This is a genomic window from Oerskovia sp. NPDC060287 (assembly GCF_042726775.1).
Taxonomy (GTDB): Bacteria; Actinomycetota; Actinomycetes; order Actinomycetales; family Cellulomonadaceae; genus Oerskovia; species Oerskovia merdavium.
Genome location: NZ_JBHXBO010000057.1, coordinates 1 through 21,097, shown reverse-complemented (window position 1 = coordinate 21,097; position 21,097 = coordinate 1). Strand labels below are relative to the sequence as shown.

The window sequence follows — 21,097 nt, the reverse complement described above, 5'->3', positions numbered from 1 at the left end:
GCCTACACCCCCCCCTCCTCGGGGGGCCGGGTTCTTTTGTTAACAGGCGCGGGGGGGGGGGGGGGCCCGCCCCGGGGGGGGGGTGGGGGGGGTGGGGCCGCGGCCCCCCCCCCACGACGCGCGCCCTCTACCTCGCGGGAAAGGAGGCTCAGGCCGCCTGCGCCGACGCGGCCTCGGCGTCGCGCTTGGCGACCTCCTCGCGCACGATCGGGATGACGTAGCGGCCGAAGTCGGTCGCGTCGTCGAGCAGGTCGTAGCCGCGCGCCGAGATGATGCGGACCCCCAGGTCGTAGTACGCGAGCAGCGCCTGCGCGACGGTCTCGGGCGTCCCGACGAGCGCGTTCGAGTTCCCTGCTCCCCCCGTGGCCTTGGCCGTCGCGGTCCACAGGGCCGAGTCGAAGCGGTCGCCCTGGGCCGCGATCTCCAGGAGGCGCTGCGAGCCGGCGTTCTCGGGCTTGTCGATCGGGTGGCGCCGGCTCAGCACGCCGCCCGCCGCGGCCTTGCGGGCCTCGATCCGGTCGAGAATGCCGTGCGCCTTCTCCCAGGCCAGCTCCTCGGTGGCCCCGATGATCGGCCGGAACGCCGCGTGGATGCGCGGGGGTGTGGTGCGACCGGCCGCGGCCGCCTCGGTGCGGACGCGCAGGATCTGCTCGGCCGTCCGGTCGAGCGGCTCACCCCACACCGCGTAGATGTCGGCCTCGGCCGCGCCGACCTTGAACGCCGCGTCCGAGGACCCGCCGAACGAGATGGTGGGCGTACGCCCCTCGAAGGGCTTGGTGTCGAGCACGAAGTCGTCGAGGTCGTAGAAGCTCCCGTGGTGGTCGAACGGCTCGGCGCTCGACCAGGCCTTCTTGACGATCTGGATGTACTCCTGGGTGCGGGCGTAGCGCTCGTCCTTGGTCAGGGTGTCGCCCTCGCGTCGCTGCTCGTGGTCGTTGCCACCGGTGATGAAGTGGACGGACAGCCGCCCCTCGGAGAGCTGGTCGAGCGTCGCGAAGGACTTGGCCGCGAACGTCGGGTAGGAGACGTTGGGGCGGTGCGCCAGCAGGAGCTCGATCGAGTCGAGGCGGGCCGCGGTCCATGCCGCGAGCGCCGACGGCTCGGGTCCGCTCGACCCGTAGGCGAACAGGACACGGGTCCAGCCGTTGTCCTCGTGCGCGCGCACGATGCGTTCGAGGTACTGCTTGTCGAACGGCGCGGTCGTGCGGTCGGTGGTCTCGGAGGCGTCGCTCGTGGTGGCGATGCCGAGGAACTCGACGGGCATGGTCTTCTCCGGTTCAGGTGTGGTGGGGTCTTCGGCGGGTGCGGGTGGTGGTGCTCGTGCGGGTGGTGGTGCTCGTGCTGGCGGCGGTCGGCCGAGGTAGAACGTGCTGCGCGAGGTAGTGCTCGACGCGTTCTACCTCGCGCAGCGCGTACTACCTCGGCGGGGCGGTGGGTGGATGGGGGCCAAAGCCCACGACATTCGCGAGGTCCAGCCCGTACGCGTGCAGCCGCCCGCCGCCCTCGCCCTCGATCACGCGGGTCTCGCGCTCGGGCAGCCGCCGGAACCCGAGCGCCTCGTAGAGCCGGTGCGCACGGACCATCTGGGGCCCCGAGTTCATGACGACCCTCTGCACCCCCTGGGCGCGGGCCACGTCGAGGACGTGGCGGGTGAGCGTCGTCCCGATCCCCCGCCCCCGGGCCGCGGGCGCGACGCCGAGGAGCCGGAAGTCCAGCTCTCCGTCGATCGCGAGGGGAGAGATGTGCCGGCCGGGCACGGGCGTCGCGACGGTGCCGAGCAGAGCACCGGTCTCGTCGTCGACCGCGACCCACACGTCGTGCTCGGCCGCGCGGCCCGCGACGTCGCGCAGCACATCGCGGTACGACTCCGAGATCGTGTACTCGAACCCGTACGCCGCTTCGAGCAGGTCGGCGACCGCCTCGTGCTCGGCGGGAACCACGCGCCGGACGGTCACCCCGGCGGCGTCGGTCGTGGCCCGGCCGACCCCCGACGGTGAGGACGCGTCCAGGTCGGCAGGGACGCCGGTCCCCGCCCCCACGCGGCCCTCTCGGCGAGCCGACTCGACGAGGCGAGCGACGCCGTCGGCCACCTCACGCACGCGCCTGGCCCGGCGCGAGGACTCGCGAGGGTCGGCCACGCCGTCGGGCGGGCTCCCGACGCCCGCGCTCGTCGTGGTGGGCGCGCTCATGCGCGCTGCCGGACCGGCTCGTGCGGGCCCGACGACGGCGCCTCGCCCGCCGCGTCCTGCTCACCGGCTCCCGGCTCGGCGGGGAGGCCTGCGTCGCGCCAGGCAGGGAAGCCGCCCTCGACGTGCGAGACGTTCGTGTAGCCGCGTGCGGCGAGGGCCTCCGCGACCGGGCCCGAGCCGCGCTCGGAGCCGCAGACCACCACGACCGGGGTGTCGAGCGAGATCGCGGGAGCTGCTACCGAGCCGAAGATCGCGTCGAGGTCGTCGCGGTCGGTGATCGTCGCGCCGGGGATGGCGCCCGCGGTCGCACGACCTCCCTCGCTGCGGACGTCGACGAGGAAGGCTCCGGCCGCGACGCGGGCTCCCGCGTCGGTCGCCGGGGTGAGGAGGGGCTGGTGCTGGGTCATGTCGTCTCCTGGTCGGGTGGCGCCGGTGGCGCGGTGGGTGGTGCGGGTGGTGCTGCTGCCGAGGTAGAGGGCAGGCGTCGAGGTAGAGGTCCGGGGCCCGCTGTCTCGACGGGTGCCCTCTACCTCGCGAGGGCTGGTTCGCGGTCGGCCGCTACGGCGGGCACGGCCGGGTCCGCCGCGAGGCCCCAGTGCTGCGCGAGCAGCTCGAACGAGCGCGCACGGTCGGCGGGGTCGTGCGCGACGGTCGTCACGACGATCTCGTCGGCCGCGGTCACGCGCGCGAGCGTCTCGAGGCGCTCGACGACGGTCTCGGGCGAACCCACGAACCTCGTGTCGACGCGGTCCTGGACGGCCGCACGGTCGGCGTCGGACAGGTCCTCCCACGCGGGGGTCGTGCCGGGCGCGGGGTAGGCGATCGCGCCGTCGGCCCCGCGGCGGATCGACAGGACCCAGGCGGTGAACGGGTCGGCGATCCGGTGGGCCTCGGCGTCGGTGCCCGCGACCAGGACGTCGGCCGAGACCACGACGTACGGACGGTCGAGCACGCCCGGGCGGAACGCGGCCCGGTAGGCGGCGATCGTGTCGAGCGTCGCGGAGGGGCCCACGTGGTAGTTCGCCGCGAGCGGCAGTCCCAGCTCTCCCGCGACGCGGGCGCTGACCCCGCCGCTCGACGCGAGCACGAACAGGTCGAACGCCGCGCCCTCGACGGGCGGGCTCGTGTACGCGGTGCCTGCGCTGTTGGTGAAGGTCCCCGCGCGCAGGCCCAGGACCAGCTCGAGCTCGTCACGGAACTCGGCGGGGGTCCGGCTCGCGCCGACGACCTCCTTCTGCGCGAGCAGCCGCTGGCGCAGCGCGGTGTCGGTGAAGGCGACGCCGGGCGCGGCGGGGATCAGGAGGCCGTCGACCACGCGCGTCCCGGCCGGCTGCGCGGGGGCCGGCGGGGTGGGCTCGGGCTCGCCCGCCGTTCTCGCTGGCGTGCCCGACGACGGAGCCTCGCCCCCCGCGCTCGCCCCGCCCTGCGCGGGGGGCGGGGTGAACGCCCGGCCCAGCCCCAGGTCGACCCGGCCCGGGTGCAGGGCCGCGATGGTCCCGAACTGCTCGGCCGCGAGGAGCGGGCTCGTGGTGCTCAGCAGCACGGCTCCCGACCCGACGCGGATGCGCGACGTGCGCTCGGCGACGAGGGCGGCGAGCACCGCGGGGGACGCCGAGGCGACCCCCGGGGACAGGTGGTGCTCGGCGAACCAGATGCGGCGATAGCCCAGCTCGTCGGCACGGACCGCGGTGGCGAGCGTGTCGCGCAGCGCCTGGGCTCCGGTCGAGCCCTCGCTCACGACCGCGAGGTCGAGGACGGACAGCGGGACGCGGGGCTGGTGGGTGGCCGGGAGGTCGGAGGTGGTCATCGGTAGGTCCTCTGTGTGTCGGTGGGGGCGCTGGGTGCGGAGCGGCCGTCGTCGATCGCCGGATCTGGCGACCGCTGCTCCGCACCCGGCGGAAGGTGGTCAGCGGGACGGCAGGCCGCGCGCCGCGAGCGCCGTGTGCAGGTGGGCATGGCCGCGCTGGGGCCCGGGGACCGCGAGCCGGTCGACCACGCGCCGACGCCAGCTCTCGGCGAGCCCCTCCTCGCGGTAGAAGGGCGCGATGAGGTCCTCGTACGCATCGACGTACGGACCCTGGACGGCCAGGTCGTAGGTCTCGTGGTGCAGCACCGCGGCCTGGGGAAGGCGCGGCTTGACCCGTTCGCCGCCCGCGGGGTCGGGGTGCCCCACGACCAGGCCGACGACCGCGACCGTGCCCTCGGGCAGGCCCAGCTCGGCCGCGACCTGCTCGGGGTGGTGCCGCAGCGCACCGATGTAGACGGTCCCGAGCCCCAGCGACTCGGCGGCCACGACGGCGTTCTGGGCGGCGAGGGCCGCGTCGACGAACGCCACGACCGTGGAGTCCAGGTAGTCGGTCCCCTCGAGCGAGGTGCCGTGCGCGTCGCCGATCGCGCGGGCGCGGGCCAGGTCCGCGACCCACACGAGCAGGAGCGGCGCCTGCCGGACGTGCTCCTGGCCGCCGGCGAGCGCCGCGAGCCGGTCCTTGCGGGCCGGGTCGGTCACCGCCACGACGCTCCAGAACTGCATGTTGGACGACGTCGGGGCCGACTGTGCGGCGGCGACCAGGGTCGGCAGGACCACCTCGTCGAGCGGGTCCGTGAGATAGGCGCGCACCGTGCGGTGCCGCAGGATCCCGTCGATCGCGTCCGTGAGCGGAGCGAGGGGAACGGACTGGTCGGGGCCGTAGCGCTCGGCCAGGGGCGAGGCCGTCGCGGTGACGGTCTCGGAGGATGCGGTCACCGAGGGGGCGGCCTCAGGGAGGGCAGCGAGGTCGGTCGTGGTCGACATGAGGGCCTTTCGGTCGTGAGAGCGTGGGACGCGGCGCGGGGCAGAGAGGCGACCGGCAGCGTCAGCCGGCAGGCACCTGCGCGAAGCGGGCCAGGGAGAACAGCCGGTCCGCGGCGACCGGCCGGGCGGTCGGTTCCTCGCGGGCCAGCTCCGCCAGGACCCGACCGATCGACGGCGCGAACTTGAAGCCGTGGCCCGAGAACCCGGCGGCGATCACGACACGGCCCACGCGGTCGAGCACGAAGTCGTGGTCCGGTGTCGTGGTGTACGTGCAGGAGATCGGCACGAGCCGGTCGGCGTCAGCCCCCGGGACCCACGCCCTGACGTAGTCCTGGAGCTGTGCGAGCTGCCCGGGCTCGGGACGGTAGGTCCGCCGGTCGGGATCGGTGCGCGGCCCGACCCCGTGGAAGCCGACCTTGATCCCCTCTCCCGGGGTCGCGAGCCCGTAGACCCCGCTGGGCCACGGGTGCGGCTCGGCAGGGGCGTGCGTGAAGCTGGGCCAGGCGTCCTCCGCCGGTGCTCCCGGGGCGAGCGCGAAGTGCGCGGGCTGCTCCTGGGTGACGACGAGCGGCGGGACGGACGCGACGCCGTCGGGCTCGGAGAACGCCGCCCCCAGCAGGCCCGCGCTCCACGCCCCCACCGCGACGACGACCGTGTCCGCGACCAGGTCGTACCGGTCCGTGACGACCCGGACCGAGCCCGCACCCGGGTGGACGTGACGCACGTGCACGCCGTGGCGGACGTCGGCGCCGTACGAGCGCGCCGCGGACTGGAAGGCCGCGACCGCGCGGTCGGCGTGGACGCGCCCCGCCGTCGCGGTCTCGTGGAGCACGTCGCCCTCGAAGCGCAGGCCGGGCCAGCGCTCGGCAGCCTCCTCGGGGCGCAGCCACTCGTGCGGGACGCCCCGCGCGACGAACGCGTCACCGATCTCGGTGCGGCGCGGGAAGCCGTGGCTCACGCCGCCCGTCAGGGTGAGGACCGCGTCGGCGGGGAGCCCTGCGTCGCGCTCGAGCTCGCGCCACAGGCCGAACGCCTCCTGCGCGAGATCGAGGTACGCGGGCTGGGTGTACGTGGTCCGGTAGATGCGCGACGCCCCGTGCGAGGCACCGTGCGCGTGGCCTGGCGCGAAGCGTTCGAGCAGGACGACGTCGTGCCCCGCGCGCGCGAGCTGCCACGCCGCGGCCGAGCCCATGACGCCTCCACCGACGACGACGTGCGACACGTGCTCGGTCATCTGGCTGCCTCTCGATCAGTAGGTCGGGTGCCGCCGGCCCGCGGGTCCCAGGAGGATTCCGCGGGCCGGTCGGCCGTCCGGGTCAGGGCTTGGGCAGCCCGGGAGGGTTGGTCTCGGAGGCGGGGATCGCCTCGTCCTCGAGACCCCAGTGCTCGAGGAGCTCGGTGTAGCTGCCGTCCTCGATCGCGTGGTTGATCGCCGCGGTCACGGCCGGGGCGAGCTCGCTGCCCTTGAGCGTCGCGACGGCGATCTGCGCGGTCGCGGGCCAGCCGCCGTTGAGCGTGCCGACCACCTTGTACTGGTCGGGCGCGGTCGCGGCGCTGTAGGCGAGGCTCGCGTTGGGGCCGACGTAGAGGTCGAGCCTGCCCGACGCGACAGCGAGCAGCGCGTCCTTGTAGTCCTCGTAGTACTCGGGCTCTCCACCCTTGATGGGCTCGAGTCCCGCGTCGATGTTCTCCTGGTTCCAGGCGAGCAGGATCTTCTCCTGGTTGGTCCCCGAACCGACGCCCACGGTGAGGCCCGCGATGTCCTTGGCCTCCTTGATCGCAGGCACCTTGTCGTTGGACGCACCCGCGAGCCAGCCGAGCTGGTCGTTGCGGTAGGACGAGAAGTCGTAGAGCTCCTTGCGCTCCTCGGTCACCGTGACGTTCGAGATCACGGCGTCGACGTCCCCGGACTGCAGCGCGAGCGGCCAGTCGGCCCACGCCTTGACCTCGAGCTCGAGCTCGAGGCCGAGCGCGTCCGCGACGAGGACCGCGATGTTGGGCTCGTTGCCGATGGGCGTCTTGTCGTCGTCCGCGAGGAAGCCGAGGGGAGGCAGTCCGCCCGCGGTCGTCGAGACCTTGAGGACCCCCGCGGCCTTGACGTCCTCGGGCAGGAGGGCGATGGCCTCGGGCGACTCGGTCGTGTGGATCCACTCCTGGTCGGGCGAGGTGTCGATGACGAGGCCGGCGGCCTCCGCGGCCTTCTCGTTGTCGGCCGTGCCGGGCTCGGCGTCGGCGCTCGTGGCGCACGCCGCGAGCAGCGCGAGGAGCGGGAGGGTCGCGACGGCGGCGACCGTCCGGCGGGAGGGGCGGCGGGCGGCGCGGGGCGCGCCGGAGGTACGGAGGGACATCATGTTCTCTTTCGGTGTGGGTGGACGTGCGGTGGGGTGACGCGGCCCGGGCGATCGGCGTGCCGGGCTCCGGGCGTCACAGGACCTTGTCGAGGAAGGCCTTGGTCCGGTCGTGGCGGGGGGCGTCGAGGACCTGCGCGGGCGGGCCCTGCTCGACGATGCGGCCGGCGTCCATGAAGACGACCGTGTCCGCGACCTCGCGGGCGAAGCCGATCTCGTGCGTGACGACGACCAGGGTCGTACCGCCGTGCGCGAGGCCCTTGATGACGTCGAGCACCTCGCCGACGAGCTCGGGGTCGAGCGCAGAGGTCGGCTCGTCGAAGAGCAGGACGCGAGGACGCATGGCGAGCGCGCGGGCGATCGCGACGCGCTGCTGCTGCCCGCCCGAGAGCTGCCGGGGACGGGCGTCGGCCTTGTCGGCGAGACCCACGCGGGCCAGGAGCTCGCGCCCCTCGGCCTCGACCTCGGCCCGGTCCCTGCCCTGGGCGGAGACCGGTGCCTCGACGACGTTCTCGAGGGCCGTGAGGTGCGGGAAGAGGTTGAAGCTCTGGAACACGAACCCGATCCGGGTGCGCTGGACCAGGATCTCCTTCTCCTTGAGCTCGCGCAGGGTGTCGCCCTTGCGGGAGTAGCCGATGAGGTCGCCGTCGACCGCGATGAAGCCGCGGTCCACCTTCTCGAGGTGGTTGATGACGCGCAGGAGCGTCGACTTGCCCGAGCCCGACGGGCCGAGGATCACGGTGACCTCGCCCGGGCGGACCTCGAGGTCGATGCCCGCGAGCACCTCGAGCGTGCCGTAGGACTTGTGGACCCCGCGGACCTCGACGAGGCCCTTGGCCGGGGAGGCGGTCGTGGATCCGGCGGTCGAGGTGGCCGCAGCCGTGGTCGTGGCGGTCATGCGGCACCTCCGGTGGTGCGGTCGCTCGTTGCCGTGCGCAGCAGGTGGCTGCGGCCGACCGCGGCGCGCGCGGCGTAGGCGGGGGGCAGGTGGGCGGGCGCGGGGCGCCCGGTGACGCGCGACCACGCGACCTGGAGCGTCCAGCGGACCCGCTGGACCGGGGTCGGGGGCAGCGTGCGCACCGCGCCCTTGGCGTAGTGCCGCTCGACGTAGTACTGCGCGACGGTCAGCACGGTCGTGATGACGAGGTACCAGATCGCCGCGACCATGAGCAGCGGGACGACGCGCTGGTTGCGGCCGTAGATCACGCCGATCGTGTAGAACAGCTCGCCGTACGCGAGGACGTACACGACCGACGTGCCCTTGACGAGGCCGATGATCTCGTTGACCGACGTCGGGACGATGGTCCGCATGGCCTGCGGGAGCACGATGCGCAGCGTCTGGCGCGAGCGCGGGATCCCCAGCGAGGCCGCGGCCTCGTGCTGGCCCTGGTCGACCGAGAGGATCCCGGCCCGGACGATCTCCGAGGAGTAGGCGGCCTGCGAGAGCCCCAGGCCCAGGATCGCGGCACCGAACTTGTCGATCACGTCGAGGGTCCCGAACTCGAGGAAGCCGGGGCCGAACGGGATGCCCAGCGAGAGCGTCGGGTAGAGATAGGCCAGGTTGTACCAGAGCAGGAGCTGCAGGATCAGCGGCACCGAGCGGAACACCCACGTGTACGCGGACGACACAGCCTGGAGCAGGGGCGACCTCGACAGGCGCATGAGCGCGAGGACCGTGCCGAGGCCGAACCCGACCACGGCGGCGACCGCGGTGAGCCGGATGGTGCCCCACAGGCCGTTGAGGACCGAGGGCCACGTCAGGTACTGCGCGACGATCGACCACTCCCACTTGGGGTTGGTCACGAGCGAGCTCACGACCATCGCGAGGAGGACCGCGACGCCCGCGGTGGCGATCCACCGGCCCGGGTGCCTCGCGGGGACGACCTTGAGGTCCTCCCAGCGCGTGGTCGACGCGTCGGTCGTGCTGGTCGTGCTGGCCGTCGTCGGGGTGGCGGGCGCGAGCGTGGTCGCGCCCGGCGGGTCGGGCAGCGCTCCGGGGGGTGGGACGAGCTGGCGTGACTCGTCCTGTGGCAGGGACAGGGTGCTCATGGGGACCTCGGGCAGGTGAGAAGGGGTCGGGCGCGGACCGCGGCAGGGGGCCGGGTCGGCGGGTCGTGCCGTGTCAGAGCGAGCGGGACCTGGTGGTCACGCAGGTTCTGACACGCGCGGACAGAGCCACTTCTCGAACGCCAGGGGTCCGATCTCCTCGGGGTCCCGGCTCACGTCGAACAAGGGGGTGTAGCCCGCACGCAGGTAGAGGCCTGCGGCCTCGGGCTGGCGGGGACCGGTCGTCAGGTAGATCCGCACGTAGCCGCGCTGGGCAGCGCGGTCCTCGAGCTCGACGAGGACCTGGCGGGCGAGCCCGCGCCGCCGGTGGGCCGAGTGCGTCCAGATGCGCTTGAGCTCGGCGGTCGCGACGAGCGGGGTGCCGTCGTCGCTGTGGACGGCACCGCTTTGGACGGCACCGCTTTGGACGTCACCGCTGTGGACCGCACCGCTGTACGCGTCGGTGCGGGCGTGCGGGCCGGCCTCGGGCCGGGTCCGGCGCGCGGGGTCGCCGAGCTCGGGCTCTGCCCGACGCCGGAACGCCCCTCCCGCGACCGGCTCGCCGTCCGCGAGGAGCAGGACGAGCTCGCCGTCGGGCGCCGCGAAGTCGGCTGCCGGGTAGTGCTCCATCTCGGCCCGCAGCTCGTCCGCGTCGAGGATGCTGCGGTAGCGCGTGGCGTACTCGTGGGCGAGCTCGTCGAGGAGCGGGCGCACGAGCGGGTCGTGCAGGGTCACCGACCGGACCTCGACGGACGGGAGGACCGACGGCGCGACGACCGGCCCGGTCGTGGCGGCCCGTGTCGTGGCGGCCCGTGTCGTGGTGGCCCGTGTCGTGGTGGGCGCGCTCATCGGGGGACCTTCTCCCCCGCCTCGACCGAGAACGGCAGGACGTTGCCCGCGACGGGCTGGGGGCACGTGCCGAAGTCGCTGAAGGCGTAGGGCAGGTTGAGCGTGCGGTTCAGGTCGAGGCGGAGCGTCTGCCCAGGCTGCGCGTCGCCGTCGGCTCCTTCCCCTGCGAGGTCCCCGCCCCTCCCGTGCGCCGTGGCGTCACGGTCGACGAACAGGATCCGCCAGTCCGCGACGCCGGGGGCCGGGTCCGTGAACAGGAGCGTCGCACCGCCGCCGGGCTTGCCCGTGAGCCGGAGCGTCGTCGTGACACCGTCGCGGACCACGTCGACCTCGCCCACGACCTGGACGTGGTGCTCAAGGCCCGGCTGGGCTCCGCCCACGACCTCGGCGACGGGCTCGTCGTACCAGCGCACCGGCGCGTCGAGGACCCAGGCCGGGTCGTAGGCGAAGGTCGGGACCCCCTCGAACGCGACCCGGGCGCGCGCCCTCGGGTCGCGCACGCGCAGCCCGTAGCGCCCGGTGCGCTGCACGAGCTCGACCGCGACCGCCGAGGCCGGGTCGGCGCCGTCGGGCACGAAGGTCGCGACGATGCGCGAGGCCCCCTCCGCGACGTCCTGGACGTGCGTCCCGCGCAGCGCGTCCTGGCTCCCGGCCGGGACGATCGCGTCGGCCGCGGCCGCTCGCAGGTGCACGCCCTGGCCATCCGCCCACCACTGGCCGGGCAGGCCCGCGAACGTCGTCGGGGACTCCGGGACCCAGTGCAGCGCGGTGAGCGTGAGCCAGCCGTGCGGCTCGCGCAGCGACCGCTCGCGCTCGGCGTGCCACGCGGCCCATGCGTCCGCGCCGTCCGGGGTGCCGGTCGACGTGCCCGTCGGGGCGGGCGCCGCGACGTGGCGGCCGCGCGTGGCGACGTCGGTCGGGGTGGTGGTGCTCGTCGTCATGATGCTCCTTCAGGGCTGGTCGTCGGACGGTCGGGTGCTGCGGGGTTCAGCTCGGGCGGGCCGAGCTGCTCGCCCCGGCCGCGACCGTGTCGCCCGCGGGGGCAGGAACGGTCCCGGCCTCGGGGCGTTCGAGCCCGAGGTGCTCGCGGAGCGTCGTGCCCGTGTACTCGGTGCGGAACGAGCCGCGCTCCTGGAGCAGCGGCACGACCTGGTCGAACACGTCGTCGAGCCCTGCGGGCGTCAGGTGCGGGACGAGGATGAAGCCGTCGGACGCGTCCTCCTGGACGTGCCGGTCGATGTCGTCCGCGACCTGCTGGGCCGTGCCGACGAACCCGCCGCGCCCCGACACCTCGATCACGAGGTCGCGGATGGACCAGCCGTTGGCCGTCGCCTTCTCGCGCCAGGCCTTGATGACGGGCGCGGGGTCCTTGATATGCCGGACCCGGCCGCGCGTGATGCTGAGGTGCTCGAGGTCGGGCTCGACGTCGGGCAGCGGACCCTCGGGGTCGTAGGCCGTGAGGTCGCGACCCCAGACCTGCTCGAGGAACGCGATCGCGGTCCGGCCCGGCACCTGCTGGAGGCGGATCTCCCGAGCGCGCTCGGCGGCCTCCTCGGCCGTGTCGCCCAGGACCACGACCGTGGCCGGGAGGATCTTGAGCGAGTCGCGGTCGCGGCCGTGGGCCGCGAGGCGGGACTTCACGTCGGCGTAGAACGCCTGGCCGTCCTCGAACGCCGAGTGCGCTGAGAAGACGACGTCGGCCGTCGCGGCCGCGAAGTCGCGCCCGTCGGCCGAGTCGCCCGCCTGGAACAGGACCGGGTGCCCCTGGGGGCCGCGCGGGGTCTCGAACCGGCCGGACACCTCGAAGTGCTTGCCGTGGTGCGCGAACGGGCGCACCCCACCGGGCCGCACGAGGCCGTCCTCGGTGTCCACCGCGTCGTCGTCCCACGAGTCCCAGAGCTGCCGGGCCAGGGCCACGAGCTCGCCCGCGCGCTCGTACCGCTCCTCGTAGGGCAGGAACCCGCCGCGGCGGAAGTTCGCGCCCGTGAAGGCGTCGGGGCTCGTGACGAGGTTCCAGGCCGCGCGACCGCCGGACAGGATGTCGAGGCTCGCGAACTGGCGCGCCAGCTCGTAGGGCTCGTTGAAGGTCGTGTTGACCGTGCCCGCGAGGCCCAGGCGGTCGGTGACCGCGGCGAGGGCCGCGAGCACGGGGAGCGTGTCGGGACGGCCCACGACGTCGAGGTCGTGGATCTGCCCCTTGTGCTCGCGCAGGCGCAGGCCCTCGGCGAGGAAGAAGAAGTCGAGCTTGGCCTCCTCGGCCCGGCGGGCGAGGTATTCGAACGAGCTGAAGTCGATCTGGCTGCGCGAGGCGGGGTCGCTCCACACGGTCGTGTTGTTGACGCCCGGGAAGTGGGCGCCCAGGTGGATCTGCTTGCGGGGACGACCGTCGCGCGAACGGGCCGTCGAGGCGGGGGTGGGGTTCGTCATGGTGGCGGGTCCTCAGGCGATCGCGGCGGCGTAGCGGTTGGCGGGGCGGGCGAGCCCCAGGGTGTCCCGCAGGGTCGATCCCGGGTAGGCCGAGCGGAAGACGCCGGCCTCCTGGAGCAGCGGGACGACGTCGTCGACCAGGGCGTCGAGGTCGGTGCGCAGCGACGAGGGCCGGATCGTGAACCCGTCGGCCGCACCCGCGTCGAACCACTCCTCGACGACCTCGGCGAGGTCGCGGGCCGTGCCCACGTGCGTGAGCGACCCGGTGTCCCACGTGATGCCCTCGAGCCCTTCGAGGAGGTCGAGGCGCGCCTGGGCGCTCGCACGGTCCTGGCCGATCACGGCGTAGACGTCGACGAGCACACGCAGGTCGTCGGGGTTGCGGCCCGCCTCGGCGGCCGCGGCGCGCACCTGGTCGCGCAGCGCCCGTGCCCCGTCGAGCGTGGTGGCACGCACCCGCACGACGTCGGCGCGGCGGCCTGCGAGGGCCAGCGCCTCCGCGGAGTCGCCGCGGACGACGACCGGGGGCTGGGCCTGGGGCGAGCGCGGCGTGATCGACGGACCCTTCACGGCGAACCGGACGCCGTCGTAGTCGACGTAGTGGAGCTTGTCGCGGTCGACGAAACGACCCGATGCGACGTCGCGGATCTCGGCGTCGTCCTCCCAGCTGTCCCAGAGCCGGCTCACGACCTCGATGGCCTCCTCGGCCTCGGCGACCGCGTCGGCGGTGGCCTGGGCGCCCTTGCGCCCGAACAGCGCTGCACCGGCCTCGGTCGTCGACCAGCCCACCTGCCAGGCCGCGCGGCCTGCGCTCACGTGGTCGATCGTCGCGATCGCCTTGGAGACGTGGAACGGCTCGGTGTGCGTCGTGTCGACCGTCGCGACGAGCCCGATCCCCGCCGAGCGGGGCGCGAGGCGCGAGGCCACGAGGGCCGCGTCGAGCCGCCCGCGCAGCGTGGTGTTGCGGGTCGGCTGGAGCGAGAAGGTGTCGTCGAACAGCGCGAAGTCGAGCACGCCGCGCTGGGCCGTGGCGACGAGCTCCTGGAGGCGCTGGCCGTCGAACAGGCGGGGCGACTCGGACCCCACGGCGCGCCAGGCGCCCGCTCGTGCTCCGGCGTCGGACAGGTCGACCCCGAGGTGGGCCGAGCGGCGCGGCGCCTCGTCGAGCGCGTCGAGCGCGTCGAGCGCGTCGAGCGCGTCGACCGTTCGGCCGGAAGGCCGGTCGTCCCGCTGCTCGGCGGACGAGGAGGCGGGGGCGAACAGCGGGGTCAGGTTCGAGTCAGGCATGGGTCGTTCCACTCCGGGAGGTCGGGTGCGGGGGTCGCGGGCCGCGGTCGCCGGGGTCGGCGGAAGGCCGCGGCGGGTCGCGAGCACTGCGGGTGCAGGTGGGGGTGCAGGAGGTGGACCGCCGGGCCGGAGACGGGAGGCCGAGGCAGGCCGGAGGACCGGCAGGCCGCGGCGACCCGTGTCAGGGGCAGGGCGGTTCAGGGGCGAGCCGGCTCGGCTCGGGAGGCGTCAGGAGGAGCGCAGGCTCAACAACAGACGCGGCCCGGGACGACGGGGCGCCCGGGGGAACAACACATTCGACGGGCGGGAGCCACGGCTCCCCGCGCCGACCCTGCGGACGGGAGGACGAGCGTGCTGCTGATGTCCACGGGTCCTCCTCGGGTCGGCGGTGCTTCGGTGCGGCGGACGGTGGTGTCTGCCGATGGCCCGGAATGTATGCCGGGGTTCGGGGAGTGTCAACGACTTCGGCGAACAGTCCGCATTCTGGACCGATTCAGTAGAGATTGAGACGTGAACCTGGCTGAAACGGACAGCGGAGGGCGCGCCGCCGTCGGGCGTGCGCTCGACCGGACGATTCCCGGTGCCGAGGTAGAACCGTCTGCGCGAGGTAGGACGCGGCGGGTTCTACCTCGCGCAGCAGGTTCTACCTCGCGCCGACGGTTCTACCTCGCGGGCCGGCACCCTGGCCGGTCAGCGCGGCGCCATCCGGATGCCGCCGTCGAGGCGGATCACCTCGCCGTTGAGCATGGGGTTCTCGACGATCGTGCGGACCAGGCGCGCGAACTCCTCCGGGCGCCCGAGCCGCCGCGGGTGCGGCACCTGGGCCGCGAGCGACTCCTGGGCCTCGGGCGGCAACGACGCCATCATGGGCGTGCTGAAGATGCCCGGCGCGATCGTCATGACACGGATGCGCAGGTCCGCGAGGTCACGCGCGAGCGGCAGCGTCATGGCCGCGACCCCGCCCTTCGAGGCCGCGTACGCGGCCTGGCCCACCTGACCGTCGAACGCCGCGACCGACGCGGTGTTCACGATCACCCCGCGCTCCTCGGGGGCCTCGCCGCTCGTGCGGTCGGCCGCTGCACCGTCCATTCCGTCCGCGCTGGCCGGGCTGTCCAGCGCGACCATGCGCTCGGCCGCGAGCCGCGCGACGTTGAACGTCCCGACGAGGTTCACGCTCACGACCTTCGCGAACGACGCCAGGTCGTGCACCCCGTTCCTGCCGAGCACGCGCCGCGCGAGCACGATCCCCGCGCAGCTCACCGCGACGTGCAGCCCGCCCAGGTCCGCAGCCGCGTCGAGGGCCCGGGACACGTCGTCCTCGCTCGTGACGTCGGTCGGCACGAACCGCACCGCATCGCCCAGGGAGTCCGCGAGCGCCTGGCCGGGCGAGCCCGGCAGGTCCGCGACCACGACCCGCGCCCCGGCGCCGACCAGCTCCTCGACGGTCGCCCGCCCCAGGCCCGAGGCCCCTCCGGTCACCAGCGCGACCTTGCCCGAGATCTCCACGTCCCACTCCTTCGTCGACGGTCGTCCGCCAGCGTAGCCACGTGGTCGCGGCGTCGCCCGGCGCGGGGTGCCGACAGCCCGCGCGAGGGCGCGGGAGCGGCGGGAGGATGAGACATGCTGCTCGCCGAGGTCGCCGCCACGTCCGACGCCGTCGCCGGCACCCGCTCGCGCCTCGCCAAGCGTGCGGCGATCGCCGAACTGCTGCGCCGGGCCGCCCAGGACGCTGCGGTGAGCGAGGCAACCGACGCTCCCGAGCGCACGGCCGGCGCCGGGGACGACGTCGAGATCGTCGTGTCCTACCTCGCGGGCGAGCTCCGGCAACGACGCACGGGGCTCGGCTGGGCCTCGCTGCGCTCGCTCCCCCCGCCTGCCACGACGCCGACTCTCACGGTCGCGGCGGTCGACGCAGCCTTCGAGCACATGGCCGGCCTCGCGGGACCCGGCTCGGACACGGCCAGGTCCGCGGCGGCCACGGCGTTGTTCGCTGCGGCCACCGAGCGCGAGCAGTCGTTCCTGCGCGGGCTGGTCGCGGGCGACCTGCGGCAGGGCGCGCTCGACGCGCTGGTCGTCGACGCGGTCGCCGAGGCGGCGGGCGTCCCCGTCGACGCGGTGCGGCGCGCGACCATGTTGTGCGGGGCGTCGGGCCCGGTCGCGCGGGCGGCGCTCGAGGCAGACGGCCCGACGGCGGCGCTCACCGCGCTGGCAGGGTTCGGCCTCGAGGTGGGGCGCCCCGTGCGACCGATGCTCGCGCAGTCGGCCCCCGACGTCGCGGCGGCGTTCGACAAGCTCGGTGTCTCGGCCGAGACCGACGACCGGGAGCACCAGGTGTCGGTCGACGTCAAGCTCGACGGCATCCGCATCCAGGTCCACCGCGACGGCGACCAGGTTCGGGTCTTCACGCGCTCGCTCGACGACATCACCTCGCGCGTCCCCGAGATCGTCGCGGACGCCCGTTCCCTGGCCTCGGAGCGGTTCGTGCTGGACGGCGAGGCCCTCGTCGTCGGGCCGGACGGGGTGGCCAGACCCTTCCAGGAGACGGCCGCCCGCTCGGCCACGCGCGACGCCCCCGGTGCTCCGGACGCCGAGGCCGAGGATGCCACGCTTGCCGGGGCGCTCGCGCTGCGCCCGTACTTCTTCGACGTGCTCCACGCGGACGGTCGCGACCTGATCGACACCCCGCTGCGTGAGCGGCTCGTCGTGCTGGACCGCGTCGCAGACTCCTTCAGGGTCCGGCGCCTCACGACCTCATCCGTTGGCGCGGCGACCCAGTACTTCCTCGAGACGGTGCGCGAGGGCGACGAGGGCGTCGTCGTGAAGTCGCTCGACGCTCCCTACGCGGCCGGGCGACGCGGCGCGGGATGGGTCAAGGTCAAGCCGCGGCACACGCTCGACCTCGTGGTGCTCGCGGTCGAACGTGGCTCAGGGCGCCGGACGGGCCTGCTGTCCAACATCCACCTGGGCGCGCGCGATCCCCAGACCGGCGGGTTCGTGATGCTCGGCAAGACGTTCAAGGGCATGACCGACGAGATGCTGCGCTGGCAGACCGAGCGCTTCCGCGAGCTCGAGGTCGCCGACGACGGCTGGGTCGTGACCCTGCGGCCCGAGCAGGTCGTCGAGATCGCGTTCGACGGGCTCCAACGCTCCACGCGCTACCCGGGCGGGCTCGCGCTGCGGTTCGCGCGCGTGCTGCGCTACCGCGACGACAAGACCGCGGCCGAGGCGGACACGATCGAGGCGGTCCGGTCGCTGACCTGAGCTCGCAGCGCACGGCCGCGGGGGCGAAGTCCCTGCGCCTCCTCAGAAGTCGCTCAGCGTGATGCCCAGTTCCGGCCAGCGGCTCTCTCCGTCGGGCAGCCACTCGGCGGTGTGCTCCCCGCTGTGCGCCCCCTGCTCGTCCCAGGTGAACGTGCCGTTCAGGACCTCCGTGACCACCGTCCACGGCGGATAGTCCTCGAACGCGTCCTCCACGACCCCGTCGGCCCACACGACCCTGAACCAGACCCACTGCTGCCTGGTCAGAGGACGGAACGGGGACCAGAACGTTCCGAGGGTCGTGCCCACGTGACCGGTGACCTCGCCGTCACGCCGCAGGACCAGGCAGCCCTTGTCGAAGACGTCGAGGGCCGGGTCGTGCTCCCGTCTCAGCATCGGCATGACGAGGAGTCACTCGCCCTTGCGGTACGGCACAGCGTCGGACCATCTCCACCGGGGCCGCCACGGCACCGCGACCAGGCTGGCCCACCACCGCTCCGACTCGTTCGCGAGGACCTCGCTGTCGCCGAGGTCCACCTCGTAGCGGGTCGTCGCCCACGAGGTTCCGACCCGCACCCTGCCGTCGACCGTGGCACGGACCGCGCGCTCGATCCGCTCGACCGACTCGACCGTGCGGGGAAGCGTCCACACGAAAGAGTCGCCGACGCTGAGATCGATGTCCTCGGGTGACTGCACCCAGATGACCCGGAGCGCACCGGCGCGGCGTGGTCGGAGGTCGAAGCCCTCGAGGTCTCCGTCACGGGTGCTGGAGAGATCGGCGATGCCGGTGAGCTCCGTCCGCAGTGCGCCGTGGAACGAGGCCAGCCGACGACTGACGTCGTCGTCGGTCAAGGACGAGGGAAGGGACATCGGAGCTCCGTCGTTCGTCGGGTTGGTGCGCCGAGCGTAGCGGTCCTCAGCACTCGGCCCGCAGGCCCTCCGTAGCCTGCCCGTCCGCGAGACCCGACCGACGCCCCACCCCCACCCACCCTGCCGCGGCGCGCGACGCCGTCGGGCAGCGTTTACCGGGAGAAACCGGGCGAAACATCGTCTCGGAGACCGGATGGGGGCTTGTGCCGGGCCTGCGCGGGCCGACAGGATCACCGCCATGCGCTTCGACGTCAGGGCCCACGAGCACCCCGGGACACCGGTGCGTCTCGTGGTGCGCCGCGCCGTCGACCTGCGCCTCGTCGCGGGCTGTCTCTGTCGGTAGCCCTGCCCCGGCCCGGCCGCAGCTCGCGCTGACGGCCGGTTGATCCGCGCACCTCGCACCCTCACCATCCCGCTCACGCCGTACCGCCGCCGGAATCTCGCGCCCGCAGGCGGTCTCACGCACCGAGCGCCTCCCTTCCCTCCCTGCCGCCGGCGTACCCACGACCGGTCGGCCCCCGTACCCGAAGACCTGGAGCTCCCATGCCCCGCACCCTCAGACCCCATGCCCGCCGACTGGCTCGCACCGCACTGCGGGCCGCCGTGACCATCGGCCTCACGACCGCGCTCGTGGCCTGCTCGGCCGCGAGCGCCGAGGAGGCCGTCGTCGGCGAGTCGGGCCGGACCGTCCTGCGCTACGACGGGTCGGTCGGGCAGGTGACGTTCCCCGAGCTCGCGGCGGACCTCGGCTACTACGAGAAGGTCGAGCTCGAGTGGGTCGGCGACTCGACGGGTGGCCCGCAGAGCATCCAGGCCGCCGCGACGGGTTCGACCGACTTCGGCGGTGCCTTCAACGGGGCGATCGTCAAGCTCAAGGCCTCGGGCTCCCCCATCACGTCGGTCATCTCCTACTACGGCTCGGACGAGCTGTCGTACGGCGGCTTCTACACGCTCGAAGGGAGCCCGCTGACCGAGCCCAAGGACCTGATCGGCAAGTCGATCGGCGTCAACACGCTGGGCGCGCAGAGCGAGTTCGTCATCCGCGAGTGGCTGACGAGGGGCGGGCTGACCGCGGACGAGATCGACCAGGTCGAGCTCATCGTGGTCCCGCCCGTGAACGCCGAGCAGGTGCTGCGCGAGGGTCAGGTCGACGTCGTCGCGCTGTCCCGCGTCTTCCAGGACAAGGCCCTCGAACGCGGCGGGATCACGCCGCTGTTCAGCGAGCTCTCGCTGTTCGGCGACTTCAGCTACGGCACGTACATCTTCCGCGACGAGTACATCGCGCAGAACCCCGAGGTGGTCGAGGACTTCGTGCAGGGCACCGCGCGGGCCATCCGGTGGTCGCAGGTCACCCCGGTCGAGGAGGTCCGTGCCCGGTTCACGTCCATCATCGAGGGGCGCGGGCGCGGCGAGACCACCGACCTGGTCCCCTACTGGAAGTCCGCGAGCATCACGGCCCCGGGCGGTGTGATCGTCGATGAGGAGATCTCGACGTGGATCGACTGGTTGGTCCGCGAAGGTGAGCTCGAGGAGGGCCAGTTCTCTCCCGAGGACATCTACACCAACGACGACAACCCCTACGCGAACGGGACCTACCCGCAGGACGCCGGCCCCGACGGCGAGCCCGTCGAGGTGTCACCGTGAGCGGCGCGGTGACGGCAGCGCCGGCAGCGACGGCCCTGACCGCCCGCCCCAGCGCGACGGACTCCACGACGACGACGGACTTCCCGGGCTCGACGCCCAAGCTCCGCCTCGAGCACGTGCGCAAGGAGTTCATCGTGCGCGACAGCGCCGGCGGCCGCGGGGCCCGCAAGCGCTTCACGGCCGTCGAGGACTTCACGCTCGACGTCCGGGCGGGCGAGTTCCTGACGGTCGTCGGGCCCTCGGGCTGCGGCAAGTCGACGCTCCTGGACCTGCTGGGCGGGCTCACCGAGCCGACGTCGGGCCGGATCCTGCTCGACGGCTCCCCCGTGACGGGTCCCGGCCTGGACCGCGGCGTGGTCTTCCAGCAGTACGCGCTGCTGCCCTGGCGCTCGGCCCGCGCGAACGTCGAGTTCGGGCTCGAGGCCAAGGGCGTCGGGCGGGCCGCCCGAGCCCGGGTCGCCGACGAGTACCTCGACCTCGTGGGCCTCACGGCCTTCGCGGACCGGTACCCGCACGAGCTCTCGGGCGGCATGAAGCAGCGCGTCGCGATCGCGCGCAGCCTCGCGTTCGACCCTGAGGTTCTCCTGATGGACGAGCCCTTCGCGGCCCTCGACGCGCAGACGCGCGAGTCGCTCCAGGACGAGCTGCTGCGCATCTGGCGCACCACGGGCAAGACGATCGTCTTCATCACGCACGGCATCGAGGAGTCGGTGTACCTCGGCCAACGGGTCGCGGTCATGACGCCTCGCCCGGGGCGCCTGCAGACCGTGATCGACGTGGACCTCGCGGGAGCAGGCGACGCCGGCCCGTCCGGGGACGACAGCCGGACGGACCGCGGTCCGGCGGACCGCTCCGCCGACGACACCGGAGGGGACGTCCGTTCCTCGGCCCTGTTCGGCCGGTACCGGCACGAGGTGTGGAGCGCGCTCCACGGCTCGCCCACCCCGGCGCAGGCCGCCGGAGCAGGAACCCACGAGGAGGACGCTCATGTCTAGCACCGCGACCACACCGGCCCGCGTGGCCCCGGTGCCCCCGGCCGAGGACACCGTCGCGTTCGCGGACCCGCCCACGCTGGGACGCCGTCAGGCACTCACGGCCGACGAGGACCCGACGCCCTCGCTCGCGGCCCGCCTGCGCGGCGTCGGCACCCGTGTCCTGCGGGCTTCGGCCGCGATCGTGCTCTTCCTCGTGATCTGGGAGATCGCGCCGCGCGTCGGGCTCGTCGACCGCGTCTTTCTCCCGCCCCTCAGCGCGGTGCTCGAGTCCTTCGGGGAGCTGCTCGTGAGCGGCGAGCTCGGCAAGCACGTCGGGACGAGCCTGACGCGGGCCGGCACGGGCTTCGCGATCGCGGTGCTCCTCGCGATCCCGCTCGGGATCGCGATCGGCTG

Annotated in this window: 20 protein-coding genes; 4 read left to right on the top strand and 16 right to left on the bottom strand. The window is 73.8% G+C overall.

The features are described from left to right. Positions 1 to 148: 148 nt before the first annotated feature. From ACFWFR_RS07420 to ACFWFR_RS07355, 14 genes are all read right to left on the bottom strand, one after another. Complete coding sequence (locus tag ACFWFR_RS07420) at positions 149 to 1,264, bottom strand: LLM class flavin-dependent oxidoreductase (RefSeq protein ID WP_377622122.1); 1,116 nt, start codon at positions 1,262 to 1,264, stop codon at positions 149 to 151. 151 nt (positions 1,265 to 1,415) lie between these two features. Next, entirely contained in the window at positions 1,416 to 2,189 is a 774-nt protein-coding gene (locus ACFWFR_RS07415; protein WP_377622120.1) for a GNAT family N-acetyltransferase, read from the bottom strand. Continuing rightward, positions 2,186 to 2,596, bottom strand: a complete 411-nt coding sequence (locus ACFWFR_RS07410) for a rhodanese-like domain-containing protein (RefSeq protein ID WP_377622118.1) — start codon at positions 2,594 to 2,596, stop codon at positions 2,186 to 2,188. The genes ACFWFR_RS07415 and ACFWFR_RS07410 overlap by 4 nt, the downstream gene beginning before the upstream one ends. Before the next feature lie 119 nt (positions 2,597 to 2,715). After that, positions 2,716 to 3,996 carry an LLM class flavin-dependent oxidoreductase gene (locus ACFWFR_RS07405; RefSeq protein ID WP_377622116.1) on the bottom strand — a complete coding sequence of 427 codons (1,281 nt, stop codon included), beginning with the start codon at positions 3,994 to 3,996 and terminating at the stop codon, positions 2,716 to 2,718. A 99-nt stretch (positions 3,997 to 4,095) separates the two neighbouring features. Beyond that, positions 4,096 to 4,980, bottom strand: a complete 885-nt coding sequence (locus tag ACFWFR_RS07400) for an NADPH-dependent oxidoreductase (protein ID WP_377622115.1) — start codon at positions 4,978 to 4,980, stop codon at positions 4,096 to 4,098. Between the two features lie 61 nt (positions 4,981 to 5,041). After that, positions 5,042 to 6,214: an FAD-dependent oxidoreductase gene (locus ACFWFR_RS07395; RefSeq protein ID WP_377622113.1), complete on the bottom strand. Its 1,173-nt coding sequence runs from the start codon at positions 6,212 to 6,214 to the stop codon at positions 5,042 to 5,044. Between the two features lie 82 nt (positions 6,215 to 6,296). Further along, on the bottom strand, positions 6,297 to 7,328 hold the full coding sequence (locus ACFWFR_RS07390; protein WP_056652458.1) for an ABC transporter substrate-binding protein: 1,032 nt from the start codon (positions 7,326 to 7,328) through the stop codon (positions 6,297 to 6,299). 76 nt (positions 7,329 to 7,404) lie between these two features. Then, positions 7,405 to 8,226 carry an amino acid ABC transporter ATP-binding protein gene (locus ACFWFR_RS07385; RefSeq protein WP_377618056.1) on the bottom strand — a complete coding sequence of 274 codons (822 nt, stop codon included), beginning with the start codon at positions 8,224 to 8,226 and terminating at the stop codon, positions 7,405 to 7,407. Further along, positions 8,223 to 9,377, bottom strand: coding sequence for an amino acid ABC transporter permease (locus ACFWFR_RS07380; protein ID WP_191805643.1), 1,155 nt, complete (start codon positions 9,375 to 9,377; stop codon positions 8,223 to 8,225). Before ACFWFR_RS07380 ends, ACFWFR_RS07385 begins: the two co-directional genes overlap by 4 nt. Before the next feature lie 96 nt (positions 9,378 to 9,473). Continuing rightward, the gene (locus ACFWFR_RS07375; protein WP_377622125.1) at positions 9,474 to 10,004 is read right to left on the bottom strand and encodes a GNAT family N-acetyltransferase; all 531 of its coding nucleotides are present in this window, start codon (positions 10,002 to 10,004) and stop codon (positions 9,474 to 9,476) included. Between the two features lie 215 nt (positions 10,005 to 10,219). Next, positions 10,220 to 11,164: a DUF1684 domain-containing protein gene (locus ACFWFR_RS07370; protein ID WP_377622111.1), complete on the bottom strand. Its 945-nt coding sequence runs from the start codon at positions 11,162 to 11,164 to the stop codon at positions 10,220 to 10,222. A gap of 46 nt (positions 11,165 to 11,210) precedes the next feature. Beyond that, complete coding sequence (locus tag ACFWFR_RS07365; protein WP_377622110.1) at positions 11,211 to 12,650, bottom strand: NtaA/DmoA family FMN-dependent monooxygenase; 1,440 nt, start codon at positions 12,648 to 12,650, stop codon at positions 11,211 to 11,213. A gap of 12 nt (positions 12,651 to 12,662) precedes the next feature. After that, the gene (locus ACFWFR_RS07360; protein ID WP_377622108.1) at positions 12,663 to 13,937 is read right to left on the bottom strand and encodes an LLM class flavin-dependent oxidoreductase; all 1,275 of its coding nucleotides are present in this window, start codon (positions 13,935 to 13,937) and stop codon (positions 12,663 to 12,665) included. Positions 13,938 to 14,627: 690 nt separating this feature from the next. After that, positions 14,628 to 15,443 carry a 3-hydroxyacyl-CoA dehydrogenase gene (locus ACFWFR_RS07355; RefSeq protein WP_377622106.1) on the bottom strand — a complete coding sequence of 272 codons (816 nt, stop codon included), beginning with the start codon at positions 15,441 to 15,443 and terminating at the stop codon, positions 14,628 to 14,630. 114 nt (positions 15,444 to 15,557) lie between these two features. Between ACFWFR_RS07355 and ACFWFR_RS07350 the strand changes: the two genes are divergently transcribed. Further along, positions 15,558 to 17,198, top strand: a complete 1,641-nt coding sequence (locus ACFWFR_RS07350; RefSeq protein WP_377622104.1) for an ATP-dependent DNA ligase — start codon at positions 15,558 to 15,560, stop codon at positions 17,196 to 17,198. A gap of 42 nt (positions 17,199 to 17,240) precedes the next feature. On the opposite strand, the gene ACFWFR_RS07345 is transcribed toward ACFWFR_RS07350, so the two are convergent. After that, on the bottom strand, positions 17,241 to 17,597 hold the full coding sequence (locus tag ACFWFR_RS07345) for a hypothetical protein (protein WP_377618042.1): 357 nt from the start codon (positions 17,595 to 17,597) through the stop codon (positions 17,241 to 17,243). A 9-nt stretch (positions 17,598 to 17,606) separates the two neighbouring features. Beyond that, positions 17,607 to 18,065 carry a hypothetical protein gene (locus ACFWFR_RS07340; RefSeq protein WP_377618040.1) on the bottom strand — a complete coding sequence of 153 codons (459 nt, stop codon included), beginning with the start codon at positions 18,063 to 18,065 and terminating at the stop codon, positions 17,607 to 17,609. Between the two features lie 543 nt (positions 18,066 to 18,608). Here ACFWFR_RS07340 and ACFWFR_RS07335 point away from each other — a divergent pair. The 3 genes from ACFWFR_RS07335 to ACFWFR_RS07325 all read left to right on the top strand — a co-directional run. Then, positions 18,609 to 19,709, top strand: a complete 1,101-nt coding sequence (locus ACFWFR_RS07335; protein ID WP_377622103.1) for an ABC transporter substrate-binding protein — start codon at positions 18,609 to 18,611, stop codon at positions 19,707 to 19,709. Positions 19,710 to 19,744: 35 nt separating this feature from the next. Continuing rightward, positions 19,745 to 20,704 (top strand): ABC transporter ATP-binding protein, encoded by a 960-nt coding sequence (locus tag ACFWFR_RS07330; RefSeq protein WP_377622124.1) that lies wholly within the window; start codon positions 19,745 to 19,747, stop codon positions 20,702 to 20,704. Further along, the coding region (locus tag ACFWFR_RS07325) for an ABC transporter permease (RefSeq protein ID WP_377622101.1) at positions 20,697 to 21,097 on the top strand (401 nt) is incomplete at its 3' end. The genes ACFWFR_RS07330 and ACFWFR_RS07325, both read left to right, overlap by 8 nt.